General features: G+C 52.7%; 20 protein-coding genes. 18 read left to right on the forward strand and 2 right to left on the reverse strand.

Features of this window, described 5'->3' with window-relative positions; translation table 11 throughout:
• Nucleotides 1–75 precede the first annotated feature (75 nt).
• The 8 genes from SBI19_RS26565 (at nt 76) to glnA (ending at nt 8,138) form a co-directional block, all read left to right on the forward strand.
• Nucleotides 76–738, forward strand: a complete 663-nt coding sequence (locus SBI19_RS26565; protein WP_317972547.1) for a peptidylprolyl isomerase — start codon at nt 76–78, stop codon at nt 736–738.
• Nucleotides 739–1,108: 370 nt separating this feature from the next.
• Nucleotides 1,109–1,666 (forward strand): ribonuclease FAU-1 family protein, encoded by a 558-nt coding sequence (locus SBI19_RS26570; RefSeq protein ID WP_110044894.1) that lies wholly within the window; start codon nt 1,109–1,111, stop codon nt 1,664–1,666.
• Nucleotides 1,663–2,364 carry a YdcF family protein gene (locus tag SBI19_RS26575; RefSeq protein WP_317972548.1) on the forward strand — a complete coding sequence of 234 codons (702 nt, stop codon included), beginning with the start codon at nt 1,663–1,665 and terminating at the stop codon, nt 2,362–2,364. Before SBI19_RS26570 ends, SBI19_RS26575 begins: the two co-directional genes overlap by 4 nt.
• A gap of 174 nt (nt 2,365–2,538) precedes the next feature.
• Nucleotides 2,539–3,546, forward strand: a complete 1,008-nt coding sequence (locus SBI19_RS26580) for an AAA family ATPase (protein ID WP_317972549.1) — start codon at nt 2,539–2,541, stop codon at nt 3,544–3,546.
• Nucleotides 3,547–3,602: 56 nt separating this feature from the next.
• Nucleotides 3,603–4,898: a GTPase HflX gene (hflX, locus tag SBI19_RS26585; RefSeq protein ID WP_317972550.1), complete on the forward strand. Its 1,296-nt coding sequence runs from the start codon at nt 3,603–3,605 to the stop codon at nt 4,896–4,898.
• A 47-nt stretch (nt 4,899–4,945) separates the two neighbouring features.
• A complete protein-coding gene (locus SBI19_RS26590) occupies nt 4,946–6,229 on the forward strand; it encodes a methionine gamma-lyase family protein (RefSeq protein WP_317972551.1) in 1,284 nt (427 codons plus the stop codon).
• 61 nt (nt 6,230–6,290) lie between these two features.
• Nucleotides 6,291–6,704: a MerR family transcriptional regulator gene (locus tag SBI19_RS26595; protein ID WP_317972552.1), complete on the forward strand. Its 414-nt coding sequence runs from the start codon at nt 6,291–6,293 to the stop codon at nt 6,702–6,704.
• A gap of 105 nt (nt 6,705–6,809) precedes the next feature.
• Nucleotides 6,810–8,138: a type I glutamate--ammonia ligase gene (gene glnA, locus SBI19_RS26600; protein WP_317972553.1), complete on the forward strand. Its 1,329-nt coding sequence runs from the start codon at nt 6,810–6,812 to the stop codon at nt 8,136–8,138.
• A 537-nt stretch (nt 8,139–8,675) separates the two neighbouring features.
• On the opposite strand, the gene lexA is transcribed toward glnA, so the two are convergent.
• Nucleotides 8,676–9,302 carry a transcriptional repressor LexA gene (gene lexA, locus SBI19_RS26605; RefSeq protein ID WP_317972554.1) on the reverse strand — a complete coding sequence of 209 codons (627 nt, stop codon included), beginning with the start codon at nt 9,300–9,302 and terminating at the stop codon, nt 8,676–8,678.
• 331 nt (nt 9,303–9,633) lie between these two features.
• Between lexA and SBI19_RS26610 the strand changes: the two genes are divergently transcribed.
• From SBI19_RS26610 to rnz, 7 genes are all read left to right on the forward strand, one after another.
• A complete protein-coding gene (locus SBI19_RS26610) occupies nt 9,634–9,876 on the forward strand; it encodes a LysM peptidoglycan-binding domain-containing protein (protein WP_317972555.1) in 243 nt (80 codons plus the stop codon).
• A 176-nt stretch (nt 9,877–10,052) separates the two neighbouring features.
• Nucleotides 10,053–10,241: a DUF896 domain-containing protein gene (locus SBI19_RS26615; protein WP_317972556.1), complete on the forward strand. Its 189-nt coding sequence runs from the start codon at nt 10,053–10,055 to the stop codon at nt 10,239–10,241.
• Nucleotides 10,242–10,323: 82 nt separating this feature from the next.
• The gene (locus tag SBI19_RS26620) at nt 10,324–11,319 is read left to right on the forward strand and encodes an aldo/keto reductase (protein WP_317972557.1); all 996 of its coding nucleotides are present in this window, start codon (nt 10,324–10,326) and stop codon (nt 11,317–11,319) included.
• 34 nt (nt 11,320–11,353) lie between these two features.
• The gene (locus tag SBI19_RS26625; protein ID WP_317972558.1) at nt 11,354–11,857 is read left to right on the forward strand and encodes a hypothetical protein; all 504 of its coding nucleotides are present in this window, start codon (nt 11,354–11,356) and stop codon (nt 11,855–11,857) included.
• 52 nt (nt 11,858–11,909) lie between these two features.
• Entirely contained in the window at nt 11,910–12,695 is a 786-nt protein-coding gene (locus SBI19_RS26630; protein WP_317972559.1) for an HAD family hydrolase, read from the forward strand.
• Nucleotides 12,696–12,990: 295 nt separating this feature from the next.
• On the forward strand, nt 12,991–16,431 hold the full coding sequence (gene metH, locus SBI19_RS26635; protein WP_317972560.1) for a methionine synthase: 3,441 nt from the start codon (nt 12,991–12,993) through the stop codon (nt 16,429–16,431).
• Between the two features lie 197 nt (nt 16,432–16,628).
• Nucleotides 16,629–17,555, forward strand: a complete 927-nt coding sequence (gene rnz, locus SBI19_RS26640) for a ribonuclease Z (RefSeq protein ID WP_317972561.1) — start codon at nt 16,629–16,631, stop codon at nt 17,553–17,555.
• A 115-nt stretch (nt 17,556–17,670) separates the two neighbouring features.
• On the opposite strand, the gene tlp is transcribed toward rnz, so the two are convergent.
• The gene (gene tlp / locus SBI19_RS26645) at nt 17,671–17,895 is read right to left on the reverse strand and encodes a small acid-soluble spore protein Tlp (RefSeq protein ID WP_317972562.1); all 225 of its coding nucleotides are present in this window, start codon (nt 17,893–17,895) and stop codon (nt 17,671–17,673) included.
• A gap of 201 nt (nt 17,896–18,096) precedes the next feature.
• Here tlp and SBI19_RS26650 point away from each other — a divergent pair, with 201 nt between their 5' ends.
• From SBI19_RS26650 to SBI19_RS26660, 3 genes are all read left to right on the forward strand, one after another.
• Nucleotides 18,097–19,077, forward strand: a complete 981-nt coding sequence (locus tag SBI19_RS26650; protein WP_317972563.1) for a metal-dependent hydrolase — start codon at nt 18,097–18,099, stop codon at nt 19,075–19,077.
• A gap of 171 nt (nt 19,078–19,248) precedes the next feature.
• Complete coding sequence (locus SBI19_RS26655) at nt 19,249–21,534, forward strand: DEAD/DEAH box helicase (protein ID WP_317972564.1); 2,286 nt, start codon at nt 19,249–19,251, stop codon at nt 21,532–21,534.
• Nucleotides 21,531–23,054, forward strand: coding sequence for a ribonuclease H-like domain-containing protein (locus SBI19_RS26660; RefSeq protein WP_317972565.1), 1,524 nt, complete (start codon nt 21,531–21,533; stop codon nt 23,052–23,054). The genes SBI19_RS26655 and SBI19_RS26660 overlap by 4 nt, the downstream gene beginning before the upstream one ends.
• Nucleotides 23,055–23,471 lie beyond the last annotated feature (417 nt).

A 23,471-nucleotide genomic window follows, 5' to 3' on the forward strand; every position in this document is an offset into this window, starting at 1 on the left:
TCGAACAGGTCAGTCGTGAGATTTGGCTGAATCAGAGGAGAAGCGAGGAACAATCGGATGATGAAGAGGAAGTTCATGCGTTACAGTATTGTCATGCTGTCCATCCTGCTGCTTGCAATCGTAGCAGCAGGATGCGGCAGCAAGAGCAAGAACGATAATGCGCTCCAGCAATCGCAGACAGCATCGGCAAATGGTGCGACAGCTAAACAATGGTCCGAAATGCCAGAAATGACAATTGATCCGAAGAAGTCGTATACCGCAACCTTCCATACGAGCCAAGGCGATTTTAAGATCGAATTGTTCGCTGAAGAAGCACCAATGACCGTTAACAACTTCGTTTTCCTGGCGAAACAGAAGTTCTATGAGGGGATTACATTCCATCGCATTATCGAAACGTTCATGATTCAAACAGGGGATCCAAACGGGGACGGTTCAGGTGGTCCTGGCTATCATATTCCGGACGAGCTTGGCTCGGACCTCAAATATGAGGTAGGCACGGTAGCGATGGCGAGAACGAAAGCGCCGGATTCCGGCGGCAGCCAGTTCTTCATCTGCACGGGTGCTGACAGCTTGAACCTGAACCAAACGCCAGACTATGCGATTTTCGGTAAGGTCATCGAAGGTATGGATACGGTGATGGCGATTGCGAAGTCGCCGGTTGAGATGTCCTCCATGGGCGAGCTCTCGAAGCCAGTGGACAAGATTACGATTGACTCGATCGATATCGAGGAGAAATAAACGATCAATTATATAGCCGGCATGGGGGACTGCTGAAGACGTCTTAATGACGACGAAGGCAGTCCTTCTGCTTTTTTGCAAGTTGTCCAAGGCATTGTGCTTGTACAGTAGGACAACGAAGCATGGTTTATTTTGTCCGTAAGCTGGTGAAGCAACCTAAGATGTGGTAAGCTTTTTTTAAAGGAAAAATGTTGGAAGTTCGATTGTTTGGTAAGGTCGGCTGTTGATTGGCGGTGTTTATCGGAATTCGAGACGGTATAAATTTTCAAACTTATCAGTCTTGGATTTCTTCGGAATGAAACGTGCTGCGCTGCTCATAAGACGGCGATAGTCGTTTCACCTCGCATCTTAACGGAAAGGTACGTTCCGCATGAAACGAAAATTTTCGGACCGGGCAAATTGGCGGCGTATTTTGCGTAAGAGCTATATGTGTCTTGCCATGGACGGCGACGAGTTCAGAGGACTCGTCACTTTTTATCGGATTCATGAATTGCGCGAACCGTTGTGGAAAGAGTACAACGGCAGAAGGCTCTGCCTTGCCGATCGCGGCTACTTATGGATGCAGCACTTCCCTCGCGGCGAACACTTTGTTGTGACCACGATGTTTGATGACAAGGGCCGTGTGGTGCAGTGGTACATTGATGTGTGCAAGACGCAGGGAATGACGGAGCAGCAAGTGCCTTGGTTCGATGACCTGTACTTGGACATTGTTGTGCTGCCTTCCGGTGAAGTTTTCCTGCTGGACGAGGATGAGCTCGAGGATGCGCTTCGCCAAGGAGAGGTGACGTCCAAGGACGCAGCGATGGCTCGCAAGACGGCGGGAAGATTGTTGTCCGCCATTCGCAACGGACGGTTCCGCTACTTTACGCTCAGTCTCAAGCATCGGAAGAGCTTGTCAGAGCGCTCGGGAGAGTTGAGTGAATCGTGAATAAGGCAATCCACAGGCCGCACAAGCTAAGCAGCGGTTCGCGTCGCAGACGCAAACGCAGGCCGCTGCTTATTTTGCTGCGGATTGTCGTTTCTATAGGGGTGCTTGGCGTACTCTGGTGCGCGTATTTGCTCTGGTCGATTAACAGCTCCAACGTTCCGAAGTCAATTCCGAAGAGCGACGCTGCCATCGTATTAGGCGCTGCATTGTGGAGCGACAAGCCTAGTCCAGGATTGAAGGAACGACTCGATCGCGCTTATTTGTTGTACAAAGAAGGAAAAGCGGACAAGCTTATTCTGACGGGCGGATACGATCATAACGGCTCGACCTTGACGGAAGCGGAAGGCATGCGGAATTATTTGGTATCTCTCGGCGTTCCGAAGGAGAAGCTGCTGCTCGAGAAACGGGCAACGAGTACGTATGAGAATATGTTGTTCAGCAAAGCGATCATTGATCGGGAAAAGATGCAATCGATACTCATCGTGACGCATGACTATCACGCATCGCGTTCCAAGGAGATTGCTGAATATGTAGGGATTCATGACGCAACGATGGTGCCCTTCCATTCGAAGGTGCTGAAGCCTGTTTATAATCAAACGCGTGAGGTGCTCGCCTATACGAAGTGGAAAGTGGACGCGGTGCTCATGCATTTTGGCTGGTCATCCGGAGATCTGACAATCCCTTATTTTAATAAATAATAAGCTTGTTCGATCGTTCGACAGCATGTCCGATTATCCTTCGTATCGATTAACCATACTTTTTGGCCCACTGACGGAATATGCTTGTTATAGCGGCAGCCGTGCGGCGCATGTCCGTGCCATTGTGGCAGGCTGTCAGCAGCGACGGGATCGAAGGGACAGGTGATCGAGCGAATGAATAACGGCATAGCTTCAGGGGCGAAGAGCGGCACTCGGCCATCCCGCCAAATTAATGTCGTACTACGAAGCCAAGAAGCAGGAGCAGCCCCCGCGCCGATAGCGGAGAACGAACCATTGCCGGCGGTAAAGCCGCTTCCTCCTGGCGATCATTATGCCGACATTCAACGCGAGTTGGATGTCATGGTCGGTCTAGATAATGTAAAGTCGCTCATTTATGAGATTTACGCCATGCTTCAGATCGCTCATATGCGAAGCGAAGCGGGACTCAATAGCGGCGCGCATGTGTACCATATGATTTTCAAAGGAAATCCGGGAACCGGCAAAACGACGATCGCGCGGATTGTCGCCAAGCTGCTGCAGAAGATGGGTGTCCTCACGAAAGGTCATTTGATCGAAGTCGAACGCGCGGACCTCGTCGGCGAATATATCGGTCATACGGCGCAGAAGACGCGTGATCTCGTCCGGAAGGCGAGCGGCGGTGTCCTGTTCGTCGATGAGGCTTACAGTCTTGCTCGAGGCGGAGAGAAAGATTTCGGGAAAGAAGCGATCGACACACTGGTGAAAGCAATGGAAGATATGCGAACGCAGTTTGTGCTCATCCTTGCTGGCTACCCGGCGGAGATCGATTATTTTCTGCAGACGAATCCGGGGCTTCCGTCACGCTTCCCTATTCAAATCGATTTCCCCGATTATTCAATCGATCAGCTCATTCAGATTGCCGAGATGATGGCGAAGGATCGCGATTACGTCCTGCAGCCGCAGACCGTATTCAAGATGCGTCAGCATTTGGTTCAAGAGAAGCAGTTGTCCTTGTTCTCGTTCAGCAATGCAAGGTATGTGCGCAATATGATCGAGAAATCGATTCGCCACCAAGCGGTGCGACTGCTATCGCAATACTCGAACAGCGTCCCGGGCAAACAAGAACTAATGGCCATTCGTCCGGAGGATCTGCGATGCGAGAGCCAAGCCAGCGGCATAAGGCGCGACGGGATGTTAGGGTGAGAAGGATAAACTAAAAGGTTCGAATCGCAGCAATGGAAGGAGAACAACAACGTTACATGAAACATACAAGTCATGAAGTAGATAACGGTTTAGCGGACCGCGCAGTGCTCGTGAGTCTCGTGACGTCAGAGGATAAGCGAAGAAGCGGGATGAATCCCGAGCAATCGCTCGCGGAGCTTGTTAATCTGGCTGAAACAGCAGGCGTAGAAGTGTTGACGACAATGACGCAGAACCGAGAATCGGTTGATAACAAATGGTTCATCGGCAAAGGCAAGGTCGAGGAGCTGCGTGCGATATCGGATGAGCTTGGCGCGACTACGGCGATCTTCGACCAGGAGCTGTCCGGTGCGCAGGTGCGCAACCTGGAAGAAGCGCTTGATCTGAAGATTATCGACCGCACGCAGCTCATTCTCGATATCTTCGCACAGCGTGCGAAGACTCGCGAAGGCATTTTGCAGGTTGAACTGGCTCAGCATAGCTACTTGCTGCCGCGGCTCTCAGGTCACGGCAAAAATCTGTCGCGCCTTGGCGGCGGCATCGGTACGCGCGGACCTGGTGAATCGAAGCTGGAGACCGACCGCCGTCATATTCGTGATCGGATTTCGGATCTTAAACATGCCCTCGAGGAAGTCGTTCGTCACCGCCAGCTGCACCGTGAACGTCGCAAGAAATCAGGTGCTGTGCAAGTGGCGCTCGTCGGCTACACGAACGCTGGCAAGTCAACGCTGCTACGTCAAATGACGGACGCCGATGTGTATGTCGAGAACCAGCTGTTTGCTACGCTCGACCCAACATCGCGGACACTGGAGCTGCCAAGCGGCAAAGAGATAATTCTAACCGACACGGTCGGATTCATACAGAACTTGCCGCATGATCTGGTTGCGGCATTCCGCGCGACACTCGAAGAAGTGTGCGAAGCGGATCTCGTGCTGCATGTCGTAGACAGTTCCTCGCCAACGCGGAACGAGCAGATGGCTGTTGTCGAAGAGGTGCTCGGAACGCTAGGAGCTGCTGGCAAACCTACGCTCGTTGTGTACAATAAGAAAGATCTGTGCCCGCCTGAAGGACGTCTTCTGCTGCCGGATGGCGGAGATTCGCTCGTCGTCAGTGCGTATGAGGAAGCAGACCTTGATAAGCTTCGCCAGACGATACAAGATCGACTTGCCGGGGATACGAGAACGTTCGTCATTCCAGCCGAGCGGGGCGATCTGATTGCTCTCGTGTATCGGACGGGCGAAGTGAAGGAACAGGACGTAGACGGTGATCAAATGGTGCTTACGGTGGAGCTGAACAAGCAGGACTTTGAGAAGCATATGCGAACTTTGGAGCCATTCATTGCATCGACTACGTAATAGATGAACCATTTTATTGCTTGGAGTTAAGGGAGAGAATATTCGTTATGCATCAAGAGGATACGGTATGGACACACTTGGAAAGCCTAGCGGAATCGGCCGAACGGCGCGTTTCCGCTTCTTTTTCGCAGCTTGATCGGACTGCGGAACGCAATCAATGGAAAGTGATTCGTGCGTTCCAGCGGCATCAGGTAAGCGATTTTCATTTTAATGGCTCAACGGGCTATGGTTATAACGATCGGGGCCGCGAAATCCTTGATCTCGTCTATGCGGATGTGATGGGCGCCGAGGCGGCGCTTGTCAGACCGCATTTTGTGTCGGGCACGCATACGATCGGCACTGCGTTGTTCGGCATTCTTCGCCCGGGCGACGAACTGCTCTACATCACTGGCAGACCTTATGATACGCTGCACAAAGTGATCGGCAAGCCGAATGATGGGACAGGCTCGCTGCAGGATTGGGGCATTGGTTACGGGGAAGTGGAGCTGTTGCCGGATGGGCTGGTCGATTGGGAAGCAGTCGCAAATAAGATTAACGAGCATACGAAGGTTATAGGTATTCAACGCTCGCGGGGTTATGATTGGCGCTCTTCGTTCACCGTCGAGCAGATTGGCGAGATGGTGCGCCGAGTGAAGGCGATCAAGGCGGACGTTATCGTGTTCGTTGACAACTGCTACGGCGAGTTCACGGAGTTGACGGAGCCGACTGAAGTAGGCGTTGATCTAATGGCGGGTTCTCTTATCAAAAATCCCGGCGGAGGCATTGCCTCGACCGGCGGTTATATTGCAGGTAAAGCCGAGTACGTTGAGGCAGCAGCATACCGCCTTACGGCGCCAGGCATAGGCGGCGAGGTTGGCGCAATGCTGGGTACGCTTCGCGGCATGTACCAAGGGCTTTATTTTGCACCGCATACGGTTGGACAAGCGCTTCGGGGTTCGGTATTCGCGGCTGCATTGTTCGAAATGCTTGGCTTCGAGACGAAGCCTGCTTGGCATGAGCAGCGGACGGATCTCATTCAAGCGATTCGCTTCGGCAGCGCAGATCACCTGATTGCATTTGTTCAAGGCATTCAGCGGGCATCGGCGGTCGATGCGCATGTCGTACCTGAACCTTGGGATATGCCGGGCTACGAGCATCCCGTTATTATGGCTGCCGGCACTTTCATTCAGGGCGGAAGTCTTGAGCTGTCTGCGGATGCACCGATTCGCGAGCCATACATCGCCTATATGCAGGGCGGGCTCACGTATGCGCATGTGAAATTTGGTGTGCTTACTGCGTTAAACCGTATGGCTGAACGCGGAATCTTACCTATCAAACCTGCCACAACTTGACGCCTTATGTTAGGAACGTTACAATAAAGGCATAACTCGGAAGTGGAAGGTTGATGCGAACATGGGTGACGAAATACGGAGAAATATGGCGCTTTTCCCGATCGGAATCGTCATGAAACTCACGGACTTAACCGCTCGTCAAATTCGCTATTACGAGCAGCATGAGTTGATTGTTCCGGCGCGTACGTCGGGCAACCAACGGTTGTTCTCCTTCAATGACGTTGAACGTCTGCTGGAGATCAAATCGCTCATCGAGAAGGGTGTCAACATCGCAGGCATCAAACAAGTGATGAACCCGCTGAGCACGGAATCCGAAGAGGCAACCGTCATGAGCGAGCAATCCGAAGTGAAGCGTCGCGAGCTGTCCGATGCTCAGCTGCACCGATTGCTTAAGCAGCAACTGCTGGAGAAACGTCCAGGCAACAAGGCATCGCTTATTCAAGGCCAGCTTTCTCGTTTCTACAACAAGCATTAAAGCGCTGTCATTCGTTACGGCACCTTGATGAGCTTGGCCGCGCTTTAAGCGACTGCACCACGGACTTTACGATATTCATACACGTACGATGAAGGAGATGATCTTGTGGGTTACACGAAAGAGGACATCCTGCGTATTGCGAAGGAAGAGAACGTCAGATTCATCCGGTTGCAATTTACCGACTTGCTCGGTACGATCAAGAACGTTGAAATCCCTGTAAGTCAGCTGCTCAAAGCGCTCGATAACAAAATGATGTTCGACGGCTCTTCTATCGAAGGATATGTACGGATCGAAGAATCCGATATGTACTTGTATCCGGACCTCGACACATGGGTCGTCTTCCCGTGGGTGACGGAAGACCGCGTCGCACGTCTGATTTGTGATATCTATATGCCTGATGGCACGCCATTCGCTGGCGACCCGCGCGGCATTCTGAAGCGTGCGCTGAAGGAAGCGGAGGAAATGGGCTTCACTTCGATGAACGTTGGTCCTGAGCCAGAATTCTTCTTGTTCAAGACGGATGAGAAGGGCAATCCGACGACCGAACTTAACGACCAAGGCGGTTACTTCGACCTTGCGCCGATGGATCTGGGCGAGAACTGCCGTCGCGAGATCGTACTTACGCTTGAAGAGATGGGCTTCGAGATCGAAGCATCCCATCACGAGGTTGCTCCGGGTCAACACGAGATCGACTTCAAATATGCGGATGCTATTAAAGCCGCGGACCAGATTCAAACGTTCAAACTTGTTGTTAAGACGATTGCTCGTCAGCATGGTCTGCACGCATCCTTCATGCCGAAGCCGCTGTTCGGCGTGAACGGTTCCGGCATGCACTGTCACCAATCGTTGTTCCAAGGCGAGAAGAATGCCTTCTACGATGAGAGTGACAAGCTTGGTCTCAGCCAGACGGCTCGTTATTACATGGCAGGTATTCTGCATCATGCACGCGCTTATGCGGCCATTACGAACCCAACGGTCAATTCGTACAAGCGTCTCCTGCCTGGCTACGAAGCGCCTGTTTATGTTGCTTGGTCGGCAAGCAACCGGAGCCCGATGGTTCGTATTCCAGCATCCCGCGGCCTGAGCACGCGCATTGAAGCGCGTAACCCAGACCCTGCTGCTAACCCATACCTTGCGCTTGCTGTCATGTTGAAGGCAGGTCTGGACGGCATCAAGAACAAAATGCCGCTCCCAGCGCCGGTTGACCGCAACATCTACATCATGAGCGAAGAAGAGCGTATTGAAGAGGGTATCCCAAGCCTTCCAGGCGACTTGGCAGAAGCTCTGCAAGAGCTGCTGCGCAGCGATGTCATCTGTGAAGCGCTCGGCGAACACGCACTTGCTCACTTCTACGAGCTTAAAGAAATCGAGTGGGACATGTACCGCACGCAAATCCACCAATGGGAACGCGACCAGTACCTGACTCTGTATTAATCAGAGCTCGTTGGTCATAGCGCAATAAAGATAAAGCACGATAACGAACCTAACGGGGGAGTTATCGTGCTTTTTGTATTTCTAATAGTAATAATGAATTTGCGAGGAACTCGCATTATCAAGATAAAGGTTCAAAGGGGCGAAGCCCCTTGCCGTGATCGAGCACTTCCCAAGAGCGTGTCCCGCAGGGACGACAAGCGGCTCCCAGCACGTACAGGAGGTCGAGCACAAACATCGACCGTATCTAAACCCCTCAGAAGTAGAGCGTGTCCCGACAGGGACGAAAGCGGGCATCCCCACTCAAGTATCCAAGCAGCGAGTCCAGGAGTCCAGAGGGCGGAGGCCTTTGGGGCCCTCCCTCTTGGGAGAGGGAGGGTTTGGGAGGGAGTGGACTCTTTTATATGCAGTTAAAAAACAATTAAAAACCCCGAACGATGTCGAATCGTCCGGGGTTCTATATATCATGGAGTGGCAAGTCTAGTGAAGAAACGCTGACATGAAATCGTAAGATGGTGTCAGCTTGTCCTTGTTCGGTTCTTAGTGAATGTCGCGGAACAGACCGATAACTTTACCAAGAATCGTTACGTGCTTCAGACGAAGCGGCTCCATCGTAGGGTTCTGTGGTTGGAGACGAATATGATCGCGTTCCTTGTAGAACGTCTTCACCGTTGCTTCGTCTTCTTCGGTCATTGCTACGACGATATCGCCGTTCGTTGCGGTTGGCTGCTGGCGGACAATAACGTAATCGCCGTTATGAATGCCTGCATCAATCATACTTTCACCGATTACGTTAAGAATGAAGACGTCGTGATCACCAACCATATGCGTTGGGAGTGGGAAATAGTCTTCAATGTTCTCCGTTGCCGTAATAGGTACGCCTGCTGTAACTTTACCGACGATTGGCACCTTCGCGAATGAGGTCGAGAACGCATCGCCTGCGGAAGGACCGTCGCCATCGAGAATCTCGATCGCACGAGGTTTCGTTGGGTCGCGGCGTATAAAGCCTTTCTTCTCTAATCGATCCAAATGGCCGTGAACGGTGGAGCTGGAGGCCAGTCCGACCGCTTCACCGATCTCACGAACGGAAGGCGGATATCCTTTATCCCGAACTTCGTTCTTGATAAATTCAAGAATTGCCAGCTGGCGGTTGGAAAGCTTCGACACCATCATCACTCCAAAAATAAGATTATAGCAAATTATAGCACAGAACCCGAGTTCGTACAAACATAAGTTCGAGGGCACATTCGTTCGTAAATTAAACAGAACAATTGTTCGTAAAATGTGTTGACCAGAACAATTGTTCGTGATATATTATGGACAACAAATAGAACAAACGTTTGGGGTGCGGTTAACAATGATGAATACGACAAGCATGACAGCTTCTTATAATAGAATGAACGTACGGAATACGCGCGGCAGATCGACGCAACGCGCAACAATGACAAAGGCTCAGAAACATGCACTAATGAGCGTATTAAAGTGGGGCTTTGCTCTTATGTTCGCAATTATCTTATTCTGCGGTGCCTTGATGGTCATGACGGAAGCAATGAGCGATCACCCGGCTGAGCCTACCGCAGGCGAGTCCGTTGTCTATGTAGCGCCAGGCGACACACTGTGGAGCATCGCATCCGCGACGAGCGATGGAGATATTCGTCAGCGCGTATTCGAGATTAAGCTTCGCAACAATCTCGAATCGGATGTTCTGGAGTCGGGACAGATGCTCATCATACCCGCTTAATATAGAGTAGTTCGATAAGATGGCTTATTGGGACAATTCCTAATACGCCATCTTTTTTTATACAATGCTCGGAAACCGTTCAATTATAGGCGCATTAACCTTGACAATGGTTTGTCGAAAATGTCAAAGTAATAGGATAATGTGAACAAGTGCATAACAGAAGGGGGATGCAGCAAATGGAAGAGCTTATCGCGCGGATTAACGAGCTGTCGCGTAAACATAAAACGGTCGGTCTCACAGAAGCGGAAGCGGAAGAACGTGCACGGCTTCGGAAGCAATATTTGGACGTGTTCAAAGGCAATTTCCGCAACCAGCTTGATTCGATCAAGTGGGAAGGCGAAGAGGAGCCGCCGAAGAATCATTGATTTAACCTCAATAGAAGCGTGACGTTCTCCACTTATATCAAGTATGATTAGATTATATTGGATATAAACTGGAGGGATGGACATGCAGTATCGCTTGCTTGGGAACAGTGGATTGGCGGTATCGGAGTTATGCTTAGGGACGATGACATTCGGCAATACGACGGATGAACAGGAATCACTTCGAATGGTTGACCGTTTCGTGGAGCTGGGAGGCAATTTCTTAGACACAGCCAACGTCTATGTTGGCGGTCGTTCCGAAGAGATTGTCGGCAAGGCGATCCGGTCACGCCGCTCGGAGCTTATAGTCGCTACGAAAGTAAGGTTTCCGACTGCATCGCATCCGAATGGTGGAGGTTTGTCACGGAAACATATTATGGATTCCGTCGATGCGAGTCTAGCCCGACTTGGAACGGACTATATTGACCTGTATCAGGTACATACATGGGACAAGGCGACGCCAATCGAGGAAACGCTGCGTGCGTTAGACGATCTGATTGCGTCGGGCAAAGTTCGATACATAGGCTGTTCGAATTTCTATGCTTGGCATTTAATGAAGGCACTCGCGGTGAGCGATGCGCGTCAGTATGCACGTTTTGTATCCGTACAGCAGCAGTACAGCCTTGTCAGTCGTGAGATGGACCGCGAGCTGCTCGAGTTATGCCTGGAAGAGAATGTCGCGGTCATTCCATGGGCGCCAATCGGCGGGGGCTTCCTAACGGATCGTTATGGTACGACATATCCAACCGAAGGTCGTCTGGCGAATCCGAATGGCGGAGAGAGCTCATGGGCCGTTCGTGGTAACGAGTGCAACTTCGCGATCCGTGAAGCGGTTCAGAAGGTTGCGAAGGAGCTAGGGCGATCGACTTCGCAGGTCGCTTTACGTTGGCTTATTCAACGGGATGGGATCACATCCCCGATATTCGGTGCCCGCACGTTGGAGCAATTCGAAGATAACATGGGTGCAATCGGCTGGGACATGCCAGCTGATGTATGGGCAAGCCTCGATGAAGCAAGCGGGCTCCCATCCGAATATCCGAAACGTTTCATCAAGAAGTTCAGCAGAGGGCTCAACGACTAGAAGTCCGCTGTATCACTGAAGGAGTGTGCAATCCGTGTCACGTTCATGGGAACGCAAGGTTCGCAACAATATGAATCAACTGAACAAACAGCGTAAGAAGCAGGGGATCCAGACACCGATTGTTCCGTCCGGCGAGCGCTTTGATACGTTCAAAGGACGCAGCTATATCGGACCTATACTGCTCGTGCTGATTACGGCTATGTATGCGTTGTTCGTACAAGCGGATGAATCGCAAGCAACGATGTATTGGGTAACGATCGGCTGTTACTTGTTCCTTGCTTTATTGTTCGTTATTCGCCGCCCATACATAAAAGTCGGAACCGATTTTGTGCAAACTCGCAAATTCACAGGTGACCGCCGATTGAAGCCGGAAGACATCAAGTCGATTAGTTCGCAAGAGGGCTATGTCGTCATTGAGCGTGTTCGCGGCAGCAACTGGGTGTTCTCGCGCATTATGAACCGTTACCCAACGACTGAGATTGCGGAACGGCTGAAGCAATTTGCGAAGCAGCACAATGTTCAATACAGCGAGAAATAATACGACGATAACGATACAACAATAGAAGAGTCGAATAGGGAGAGACAAGTCGATGGCGAAGAAGGCAGTATTGTTTGATTTAGATGATACGCTGCTGTGGGATGACCGCAGTGTGAAGGAGGCGTTCGAGGCTACTTGCCGCTATGCAGCAGAGAAGACTGGCGTAGAGGCAGAAGCGCTCGAGGAATCCGTACGCAAGGAAGCACGCGCTCTATACGAATCGTATGAGACGTTCGCGTTCACGAAGATGATCGGTATTAATCCGTTCGAAGGCATGTGGGGCAACTTCACAGGCGGCGAACTGGATTCGTTCCGCAAAATGCAGGCGCTCGCACCTGGCTATCGCCGAGACTCATGGACGCGCGGCTTGAAAGCACTTGGCGTCGAAGACGCGGCGCTTGGAGCCGAACTCGCCGAGAAGTTCCCGGCTGAACGCCGTTCACGTTCGTATGTCTATGAAGAAACGTTCCGTCTGCTCGATCATTTGAAAGGTAAATACAAGCTGCTGCTGCTTACGAACGGCTCGCCAGACCTTCAGCAGGAGAAGCTGGACGGGGTACCGAATCTGATTCCGTACTTCGACCACATTATAATCTCGGGCGCGTTCGGCAAAGGCAAGCCTGATGCTTCGATCTTCCACCATGCTCTTGAGAAGCTCGGAATTACTCCTGAAGAGGGCGTCATGGTCGGCGACAAGCTGACGACGGACATTCTCGGCGCGAACACAGTGGGCATGACATCGGTATGGATCAACCGCCACGGCATGGAGCGTACGGATGAGATCGTTCCTACGCACGAAATTAAGCATCTGGAAGAACTGCTTCCAATTATTGAATAGAATCCGATCATTTGCGGTTGTGACTGCAGAATGAAATAGAGGGCGTTCCGCGATCATCGATAGATGGCTCGCAGGAACGCCCTTTGCATGGTTCTCTATCTCTATATATCGCCAATAAGAATATAGTCCTCCTATTATTAGGTAGCGACTAGGTTGTTATGTCGTTGAATTCTGCCTAAATCTCCTGAATTGTAGTGCAAAATAAAGTGCCTGTCGACGGATTGTCCTTTTCACGTTGTAAGGATTCTGTTAGACTGTAAGGTAATGATTTTGTCGAAAGCGAAGTGATGTTAGCATGACGAAACCCGACTTGAAGCAGCTTATGCAAGAACGCATTCTGATTATGGACGGCGCAATGGGTACGATGATTCAGCAAGTTGACCTTACTGCAGAGGATTTTGGCGGTGAGGAACTCGAAGGCTGTAACGAAATGCTCGTATTGACGCGTCCTGATGTCATTCAATCGATACATGAACAATACTTGGAGGCCGGCGCCGACATTCTGGAAACGAATACATTCGGTTCGACGAGCGTCGTCCTGCAAGAGTATGATATTCCGGAAAAAGCGCGCGAGCTGAACCTTGTGGCAGCGAAGCTGGCTGTAGATGCAGTCAACAAATATTCGACGCCTGACAAACCGCGTTATGTTGCTGGCGCAATGGGACCAACGACGAAGACGCTCTCGGTCACTGGCGGGGTAACATTCGACGAGCTTGTCGAAAGCTACTACGAACAAGCTCTTGCACTGATCGAAGCCGGCGTTGATGCGCTGCTGCTTGAGACGAGCCAAGATACGCTGAACGTCAAAGCGGGCGGTATCGGCATTCGTCAAGCATTCGAGACGGCTGGCAAAGAGCTCCCGATTATGATCTCCGGTACGATTGAGCCGATGGGTACAACGCTTGCCGGTCAGACGATTGAGTCGTTCTACCTGTCGCTTGAACATTTGAAGCCGATCTCGATCGGTCTTAACTGTGCAACAGGTCCAGAGTTCATGCGTGACCATATCCGGACGCTGCATGAAATTTCGTCTGCCGCGATCAGCTGCTATCCGAATGCCGGTCTTCCGGATGAGAACGGACAATATCATGAAACGCCGGACTCGCTGGCAGCCAAGATGGCCGGTTTCGCTGAGAGCGGCTGGCTGAACGTAGCTGGCGGCTGCTGCGGAACAACGCCTGCGCATATTAAGGCAATGTCGGAGACGATGGCGAAGTTCGCGCCGCGTACCAAGATTGGCGAGCACTTGCCGGCTGTAACCGGTATCGATACGGTATACATTGAAGACGCGAACCGTCCAATCATGGTCGGCGAGCGGACGAACATCTCGGGTTCGCTTCGATTCAAGCGTCTCATTAAAGAAGGTTCGTTCGACGAAGCTTCAGAGATTGCGCGTTCCCAGGTGAAGAACGGTGCGCAAATTATCGACATCAACTTGCAGGATACGGACGTAGACGAGACGTACGCGGTTCATCAGTTCATTCCGCAAGTCGTGAAGAAGATCAAAGCGCCGCTCATGCTTGATTCGACCTATGATCATATTATTGAGCTTGGGCTCAAATATTCGCAGGGCAAAGCAATCATTAACTCCATTAACTTAGAGGACGGCGAATCGAAGTTCGAGAAGGTCGTTCCGTTAATGCACAAATACGGCGCCGCCGTTGTCTGTATCCTAATCGATGAACGCGGCCAAGCGGTATCGCGCGAAGCGAAGATGGAAGTAGCGGATCGCTCGTATGACCTGCTCGTGAACAAATATGGCGTTACGCCGGACGATATTATTTTTGACCCGAACATGTTCCCGGTTGGCTCCGGCGACCCGCAATATATCGGTTCCTCGGTCGAGACGATTGAAGGCATACGGATGATCAAGGCCAAATATCCGCGTGCAAAGACGATTCTCGGTCTCTCCAACATTTCGTTCGGTCTGCCTCCTGCGGGCCGCGAAGTGTTGAACTCGGTCTATCTGTACGAATGTACGAAAGCGGGCCTCGACTATGCGATCGTAAACTCGGAGAAAATCGAGCGTTATGCATCGATACCTGCAGAGGAACGGAAGCTGGCGGAAGATCTGATCTTCAACACGAACGATGAGACGCTCGCAGCGTTCGTTGCAGCGTTCCGGGATAAGACGGTCGTGAAGAAGGAGAAAGCATCGAATCTGACGCTGGAAGAGCGCCTTGCTTCCTACATTGTCGAAGGTACGAAGGAAGGACTCATTCCTGACCTCGACGAGGCTCTGACCAAATATGCTCCGCTGGACATCATTAACGGCCCGCTTATGGCGGGCATGGAAGAGGTCGGCCGACTGTTCAACGGCAATGAGCTGATTGTAGCAGAAGTGCTGCAGAGCGCCGAGGTCATGAAGGCATCGGTTGCGCATCTCGAGCAGTTCATGGAGAAGGAAGAGTCGTCGGTCAAGGGTAAAATCATTCTCGCGACGGTCAAAGGCGACGTTCACGATATCGGTAAAAACCTGGTTGAGATCATTCTCTCGAACAACGGTTACAAAATCATTAACCTTGGCATCAAAGTTCCGCCAGAACAGCTGATCGAAGCTTATCGCAAAGAGAAGGCAGACGCGATCGGTCTGTCCGGACTGCTCGTGAAATCGGCAGCGCAGATGGTCGTTACGGCGCAGGATTTGCGCACCGCTGGCATCGATGCTCCGATTCTCGTAGGCGGCGCAGCACTGACTCGTAAGTTCACGAAGACGCGGATTGCGCCGGAGTATGAAGGCCTTGTGCTGTACGCGAAGGATGCGATGGACGGACTTGATATTGCGAACAAGCTCGTCGATCCGAAGCATCGCGAGCGGATCGAGTTAGAGCATGCAGAGCTGCGTGCGGCAGGCTTCGGCATTACGGAAGAGCCGAAGGCAATGCCAGAATTGACGCGTGCCGTTCGATCCAACGTAGCGGCGGACGTGCCGGTTATGGTTCCACCAGACTTGGAACGTCACGTACTACGTAACATTCCAGTGGCTCAAGTCGTTCCTTATGTGAACATGCAGACGCTGATGGGGCATCACCTTGGCCTGAAGGGTAACTATGAGAAGCTGCTCGCTTCCGGCGATTCGAAAGCCGAACAGCTGAAAGAAACGGTAGACGGCATTATTCGCGATGCGGCGCAGAACGGTTCGATCAAAACGCATGCGATGTATCGTTTCTTCCCGGCTCAATCCGAAGGCAATGACATCATTATTTACGATCCAGCGGATCATTCGAAAGTGCTGCATCGTTATTCGTTCCCACGTCAGAACGTGGAGCCATTCCTCTGTCTGGCAGACTTCCTTCGCTCGAAGGAAAGCGGCGAGATGGACTATGTAGGCTTCCTCGTTGTAACGGCAGGCCACGGCATTCGGGAACGTGCGGAAGCTTATAAGGACAATGGCGATTATCTGCTCTCGCATGCGATCCAAGCGACAGCGATCGAGCTTGCAGAAGGTCTTGCAGAACGCGTTCACCATATCATGCGCGACATCTGGGGCATCTCCGATCCAGTCGACATGACGATGGCTCAACGTCACGGCGCTCGTTATACGGGTATTCGCGTATCGTTCGGCTATCCGGCATGCCCGAATCTCGAGGATCAAGGCCCGCTCTTCGCGCTCATGAAGCCTGAGGATATCGGCGTTGAGTTGACCGAGGAGTTCATGATGGAGCCGGAAGCTTCGGTATCGGCGATGGTTTTCGCACATCCGGAAGCACGTTACTTTAACGTAGACAAAGCTTAATCAGACTTGATGAATGAAGCCTCCGGGTGCCGTCTGCAGGGCGGCTTTCCCGGGGCTTTTTGTATATAATCGCATCATTAGCGATAAGGAACGTCATTGGAATGGGTATGACGGTTGGTTGCACATGCCATACTGCACATAGGAGCTGCGTTGCGAAATAACAACGTTTGATGTGCTGGGAAGGGGAACGTAAACGCGTGGAGCTTACTTTATTAGGAACCGGTGCGGGGAGGCCTAGCCGGCTTCGCAATGTCACTTCGATGGCGCTGAAGCTGCCGGCTCCGTCGACATCGGTGTGGCTGTTCGATGCCGGAGAGGGTACGCAGCATAAGCTGCTCGAGACGCCGCTCAAGCTGAACCGAATCGATCGGATATTCATCACGCATCTGCATGGGGATCACGTATTTGGCCTGCCAGGGCTGCTCAGTACACGTGCGTACGACGGAGGGGTGGACCCTGTAACCATCTATGGACCTCCAGGTTTGCAGAAGATGGTGGAGACGTTGTTCGAGCTGAGCGGCACCCATATTGCGTACGACATCCATTATGTTGAAACGATTGAGGGCTTACTGTTCGATGATGGGCATTATCGGGTGGAAGCAGCGGAGCTTGAACACCGGGTGCCATGCTTCGGCTATCGAATCACGGAGTACGATCGGCCAGGCCGGCTCGATGTCGACAAGCTGCAGGCTGCGCAAGTGCCTGCAGGTCCGCTGTACGGCCGTCTAAAAGCGGGGAATGACATCGAGCTGCCCGATGGACGGACGGTATGCGCCAAGGATGTCATGGGTCCGAGCATTCGTGGGCGTATCGTTACGATTCTAGGCGATACGAAGCCTTGCGAGGGGGCTGTAAGGCTGGCGCATGACGCGGATCTGCTCGTGCATGAAGCGACATTCGCAGCGGGGCTTGAAGAGAAGGCAGAAGCGTACGGTCACTCTACGACCTTGCAGGCGGCGGAGATTGCGAAGCGGGCAGGTGCACTCAAGCTGGTCATGACGCATTTTAGCTCGCGGTATGAGCTTGCGGATGCGAATCGGCTTGCCGATGAAGCAAGGACGATCTTCCCGGTGACGGATGCGGCTAGCGACGGAGACGTGTTCGCAGTGCCGTGCAGAAGCTGATTCACCGCAGATAACTGTACGATAAACGGTAGTCATGTTGAAAAGGCTGTTCGAAAAGCGCGACGGTGCGTCGGCGATTCGAACAGCCTTTTGTGCCAAGATGGCGTGTTGGATGCTAGGACTCGAGCGGCTCTTCGTCTTCCAATTCACTCTCGAAGCCGGAGATGGCGGATTGACGATTGCGGTTTTTCTGTTTGAGAGCGTTCAATTCGCTTGGTGCAATCTCTTCTGCATGCTCATCGAGATAGTCTTCCGATTCACGCAGATTGTCCTGCGTATTCTGAATCGATTCGCGCAGACGTGCCGCGTTGTTGCTTCTGTCATCTGGTTTAGGTGCCATGTTATTGAGCCTCCGTTATGCGTATGTTTGGTGTAAGCTGGGAACTTTATCGCCGAGCCCTAGCTTAAGATGCACAGCATTTGCCACTTTATACATGCAATCCTGATCCTTACAATTTCGATAGAATCCGCAAACAATACGTTAATGGTTCTCCCTTAGGATGTGCGTATAGCAGATTCGAAGTGAGGGAGGAAGATCGTTATGGATTCAGCAAGTCATCTGCTCCTTGGCTTCACGCTGGCAGGCGCATCATTGGCTATACCGGGAGTCGCCGCCGACACGACGCTGCAGCATGCACTCATTGCCGCTTCAATGCTGGGCAGTCATGCACCTGATCTGGATGCAGCCGCTAGGCTGAAAGGGCAAACCACGTATTTGCGGGTGCACCGCGGCATTACGCATTCCCTGCCCGCTCCATTCGCGTGGGCTGTCGTCATTGGCTGGCCGATGGCATGGCTGTTCGGGGTTATGGACCATCTTGGTCTGCTTCTGCTGTGGACGTTGCTTGCAGTCTGCTTTCACATTACGCTTGATTTGTTCAACGGGTATGGCGTTCAATGCTTGCGTCCGTTCACGAGGCGCTGGCTGCATCTCGATTCGTTGTGCTTATTTGATCCCTATATATTCGGTTCGCACTTGCTGTGCGGGTTGATCTGGTTAACCGGCCTTGTAAGTGCATCAATTATGGGGCCGGTGTTTGTAATTTTGTATGGGCTGACTCTCATCTATATGGGCTGGCGTTTATCCGAGCGGCTGCGGTGGCAGCGCAAGCTTCAAGAAGCATTAGGAGGACGCACGCGCGTATCCCTGCTCCCGCTGATGTCGGGCCGAGCTTGGCAGTTCGTTGCGGAAGGGCCAGATTGCTATGAGTCGGGCAAAATCAGCAGTTCGGGCATCGTGCGCGAAGCCATAATATCCAAAACTTCGTCGTTAAGCGGCACAGAACCAGCTATTGCAACGATGCAAACCGACGGCGTCCGTGCATTCTTGGCTTTCGCTACGAACGTTCATGTGCAAGTCCAAGAGCGGCTGGATGGCTATGAAGTCACATGGAGCGACGTCCGCTTCTGGAGCAACGATAAACTGCCGTTTAGCGCCGCAGTGACATTGGACCGCAACTTGAACGTACAGAGCACAAGACTGGGCTGGGACAAAAAAACGTGGGAGCCGCCTTATGTGTAACTGTTCGAGGTAGTGTGCAGCTGTGAATGAAAATAGAAACCCGCCGAAGGCTCGCGCTTCGGCGGGTTATGGGCGCTTCCAGCAGTTGTCCATCGTTTCCATTGCCAGCCGAACATGCATTCTGTACAATATGGAATAGACTATGGCGTTCGGTGGAGTGGAGGAATCGGAATGAATCGATGGACGGGACGGGCGAATGATCTCGAGGAATGGTTGGAGGATCTGAAGAAAGAGCCGGAGCTGATGGACAATGTGACGCATTGGCACACTATTCCGCCGCGTGACGCGCGCACATCGCCGCTGCCAAGCGATCTGGCACCCGAGCTGAAGGAAGCGCTGCGCTCGCGCGGAATCGAGGATCTGTATGTCCATCAGGCCAAGGCATACGGCGCCGTGCGTGCAGGCGACCATGTCGTTGCGGTTACGCCAACAGCGTCCGGCAAGACGATGTGTTATAACCTGCCTGTGCTTCAATCGCTGCTGGAGAACAGTGATGGACGAGCGTTGTACATGTTCCCGACGAAGGCGCTCGCGCAAGACCAGGTAGCGGAGCTGCAGAAGCTCGCAGACATTATGGAAGTTGACATTAAGACGCATACGTACGACGGCGATACGCCGCCGACGGTACGAACGGCTATACGCAACGCAGGCCATATCGTCGTGACGAATCCCGATATGCTGCATTCGGCGATCCTGCCTCATCATACGAAATGGGTGAAGCTGTTCGAGAATATTCGATACATTGTGATTGATGAGCTTCATGCGTATCGGGGCGTGTTCGGCAGCCATGTGGCGAATGTCATCCGCCGACTGAAGCGGATTTGCCGATTCTATGGTTCGTCGCCGCAGTTCATCTGCGCCTCGGCGACGATCGATAATCCGAAGGAGCATGCGGAGCGGCTCATCGGGGAATCGGTAACGCTGGTGGACGATAATGGTGCGCCGATGGGCGAGAAACATTTTATTTTCTATAACCCGCCGGTTGTGAATCAACAGCTTGGCATTCGTCGCAGCAGCGTATTGGAGACGCGTAAGCTGGCGGGCATGCTGCTCAAGCAAGGCGTGCAGACGATCGTGTTCGCGCGCAGCCGTGTTCGGGTTGAACTGCTGCTCACGTACTTGCAGGAGCTGGTGCGGGATAAGATCGGGGACAAGACGATTCGCGGCTATCGCGGCGGCTATCTGCCGAAGCTGAGGCGCGAGATCGAGAAGGGACTTCGAAGCGGTGAAATTCGCGGCGTCGTCAGTACGAATGCGCTTGAGCTAGGCATCGATATCGGTCAATTGCAAGCCTGCGTGTTGAATGGGTATCCCGGAACGGTCGCGAGCACCTGGCAGCAGTCGGGACGCGCAGGCCGTCGGAAGACGAGCTCGGTTACGTTCATGGTGGCGAGCAGCAACCCGCTTGATCAATATATCATTCAGAATCCGGATTATTTCTTCAACCGTCCGCCGGAGCGGGCGCTTATTCACCCCGACAATCTGCTTATTCTGATCGATCATGTGAAGTGTGCGGCTTACGAGCTGCCTTTCGAGATTGGCGAGACGTTCGGGTCGGAGAATCTAGAAGATATGTTAGAGTTTCTCGTTGACGAGAAAGTGCTGCATCGGACGGGCAATCGTTGGTATTGGATGGAGCAGTCGTTCCCGGCGCACGGCATTTCGCTTCGCTCGGCTGCGCAGGAGAACTTCATTATTATCGATATGACAGAGGGCAGCCGCGTGCTTGGCGAAGTCGATCGTTTCAGCGCGCCGACCCTTATTCACGACGAAGCGATCTATATTCATGAGGGCGTTCAGTATCAGGTGGAGAAGCTGGACTACCATGAGAAGAAAGCGTATGTACGGGAGGTCGATGTCGACTACTACACCGATGCCAACATGGCAGTTGAGCTGAAGGTGCTGCACGCGGACAAAGAGCAGACGAGCGGCGAGATCGTGCGAACCTACGGCGAAGTGACGGTTAATGCGAAGGCGACGATTTTCAAAAAAATCCGATTGCGCACGCACGAGAATATCGGTTCAGGTCCGATCCATTTGCCCGAAGAGGAGCTGCATACGAGCGGCTACTGGTTCTCGTTCAGCGAGGAGGCGGCGAAGGGGAAAGGGACGAACGAGATGCAGTGCGCGCTGCTTGGTCTCGCGAACGTGCTCGTGCATATCGCGCCGGTCTATCTGATGTGCGACCCGCTCGATATTCGCGTAGTCCCGCAGGTGAAGGCCGTTCATACCCAGCGGCCGACGATTTACTTCTACGACCGATACCCTGGCGGCATTGGGCTTAGCGAGCGGTTATACGAGGTGCACGACGAGCTGCTCGGTCGTGCGCATCGGCTCATTAGCAATTGCACCTGTCTAAGCGGTTGTCCGGCTTGCGTTGGCCCAATCGAAGAGGTCGGCCTGCTCGGCAAGTCGCAGGCGCTGCAGCTGCTGGAGGAAGCGGGTGCGAGCGTATGAGTGCATTTCGCGATCGATTCAATCGGCTTCGAGGTACTGCGGCAGAGGCTCCTGCCGCAGCTGTTTCGGAGAGCGCTGCGAATACGGTGGATGCTGAGGTTAAGTCGGTTGCATCCGAAGTAGTTGCAGCTGTAGTAACGAATGATTCTGTAAATATAGAACGTGAGCAGGGACAGAGGGATGACGAGGTCAGTGCGATTGGAGCGCAGTTGTGTGATGAACCAGGGCTTTGCGAAGCATCGGCGAACGAACAAGCAGCGAAGCATGATCTAGCAACGAGCAACGATCAAGCAACGGATATGCATTCAGCTTCTCCTCCTGAATGGGAGCCATATGATGTGAGACTCGTGCGCAATGAAATGGGCGAGTTTCTGGCCAAAGAAATTCGATATCCGCTTGAATACCAGCATGGGCATCATGCATTTGCCGAATGGCATGAAGCTGTACAGGCCTTGAGTGCTTTTCATGGAGATGAACAGGTAATGGGCGTTGGGGTTAACGGCGCTGCGACATCGTCGTTTGCAGCGCTTCGCCCAGACAATGTGCTGTTCCTCGATCTGGAGACGACGGGGCTTGGCGCGGGTACGGGAAATGTACCTTTCATGCTTGGCATTGCGTACTACGAGGATGGCCATTATGTTGTACGTCAGTCGATCATTCGGCATCCTGCGGAGGAGCGGGCGATGCTATCCGATCTGAAGGAACGGCTGCCACAGTTCCAATACCTCGTAACATACAATGGAAGAACGTTCGACTGGCCGCTCATGCAGAGCCGCTTCATCATGAATGGATTCGGCAGCAAAGTGTGGGAGCCGCTGCATCTTGATTTTCTACATCCGTCACGCAGCATTTGGCGGAACACGCTTGTTTCCTGCAAGTTGAGCTATGTGGAAGAGGAACGGCTGGGCGTATTCCGAGAGGATGATCTTCCAGGCTCGGAGGCGCCGGGACGGTACTTCGCTTACTTGGCTGACGGCGATCCGAAGCCGCTGCTCGACGTGTTCCGTCATAATGAGATCGATATGCTGTCGCTTGCAGCGCTTGCGATCCGATTCGGTCATCTGCTGGCGGGACGAATCGGTTCTGCCGTTCCGATGCCATCGGAGCCAGAGGAGCTCGTCCGGACAGGGCTATGGCTGGAGCGGATGGGCGAAGAACAATCGGCAGCACCGCTGCTCGCCAATGTTAGACGCGTGACCGAAGCATCGCCATCGGTCTGGAATCGACTTGCAGAGCGCGATAAGCGGCTTGGACAATGGGCCGACGCAATCGCCCTCTGGAACAAGGCAGCCAGCGTCGCAGAGCAAGGTGCCATTCCTGACTGGGATGCACATATCGAGTTGTCGATGTACTACGAGCATAAGGCTAAGGATATCCCCCAAGCGCTCATCTACGCGCGCTCGGCTCTTGCATTGGCGCTCGAACAGCCACTCAGCAGCCGCCCAGACAGCAAGCGGCGCAAAGAAATCGACGCCCTGCGTCACCGCCTCGACCGGCTAACACGCAAAGCGAGTAAGTAGTGTTAGGTTGTCAGAAATAAGCGTTGCTGAGCAACGCTTATTTCTGTTGTTACACACACGCCCTGCGTAGGTGCATAAACGCACCTACACCGGGCTGAGAGCGGTAGACTAGCGATTGTAGGTGCAGAAATACACCTAAGCAGGGCTAAGCGTGGTGAACTGTCGATCGTAGGTGCAGAAACGCACCTACGCAAGGCTGAGCACGGTGAACTGTCGATCGTAGATGCAGAAATGCACCTACGTAGGGCTAAGCGCTGTGAACTGTCGATTGTATGTGCAGAAACGCACCTACATATGACTAATCGCTGAGAATTAGCGAATGTAGGTGCAGAAATGCACCTACGCAGGGCTAAGTGGATCCCTGTCAAGAAAGTAGACACAAATTTAGCTGACCTGTAGTTGCTCGTAGTATCTCTT

The organism is Paenibacillus sp. CCS19 (assembly GCF_033239625.1).
Lineage (GTDB): Bacteria > Bacillota > Bacilli > Paenibacillales > Paenibacillaceae > Paenibacillus_T.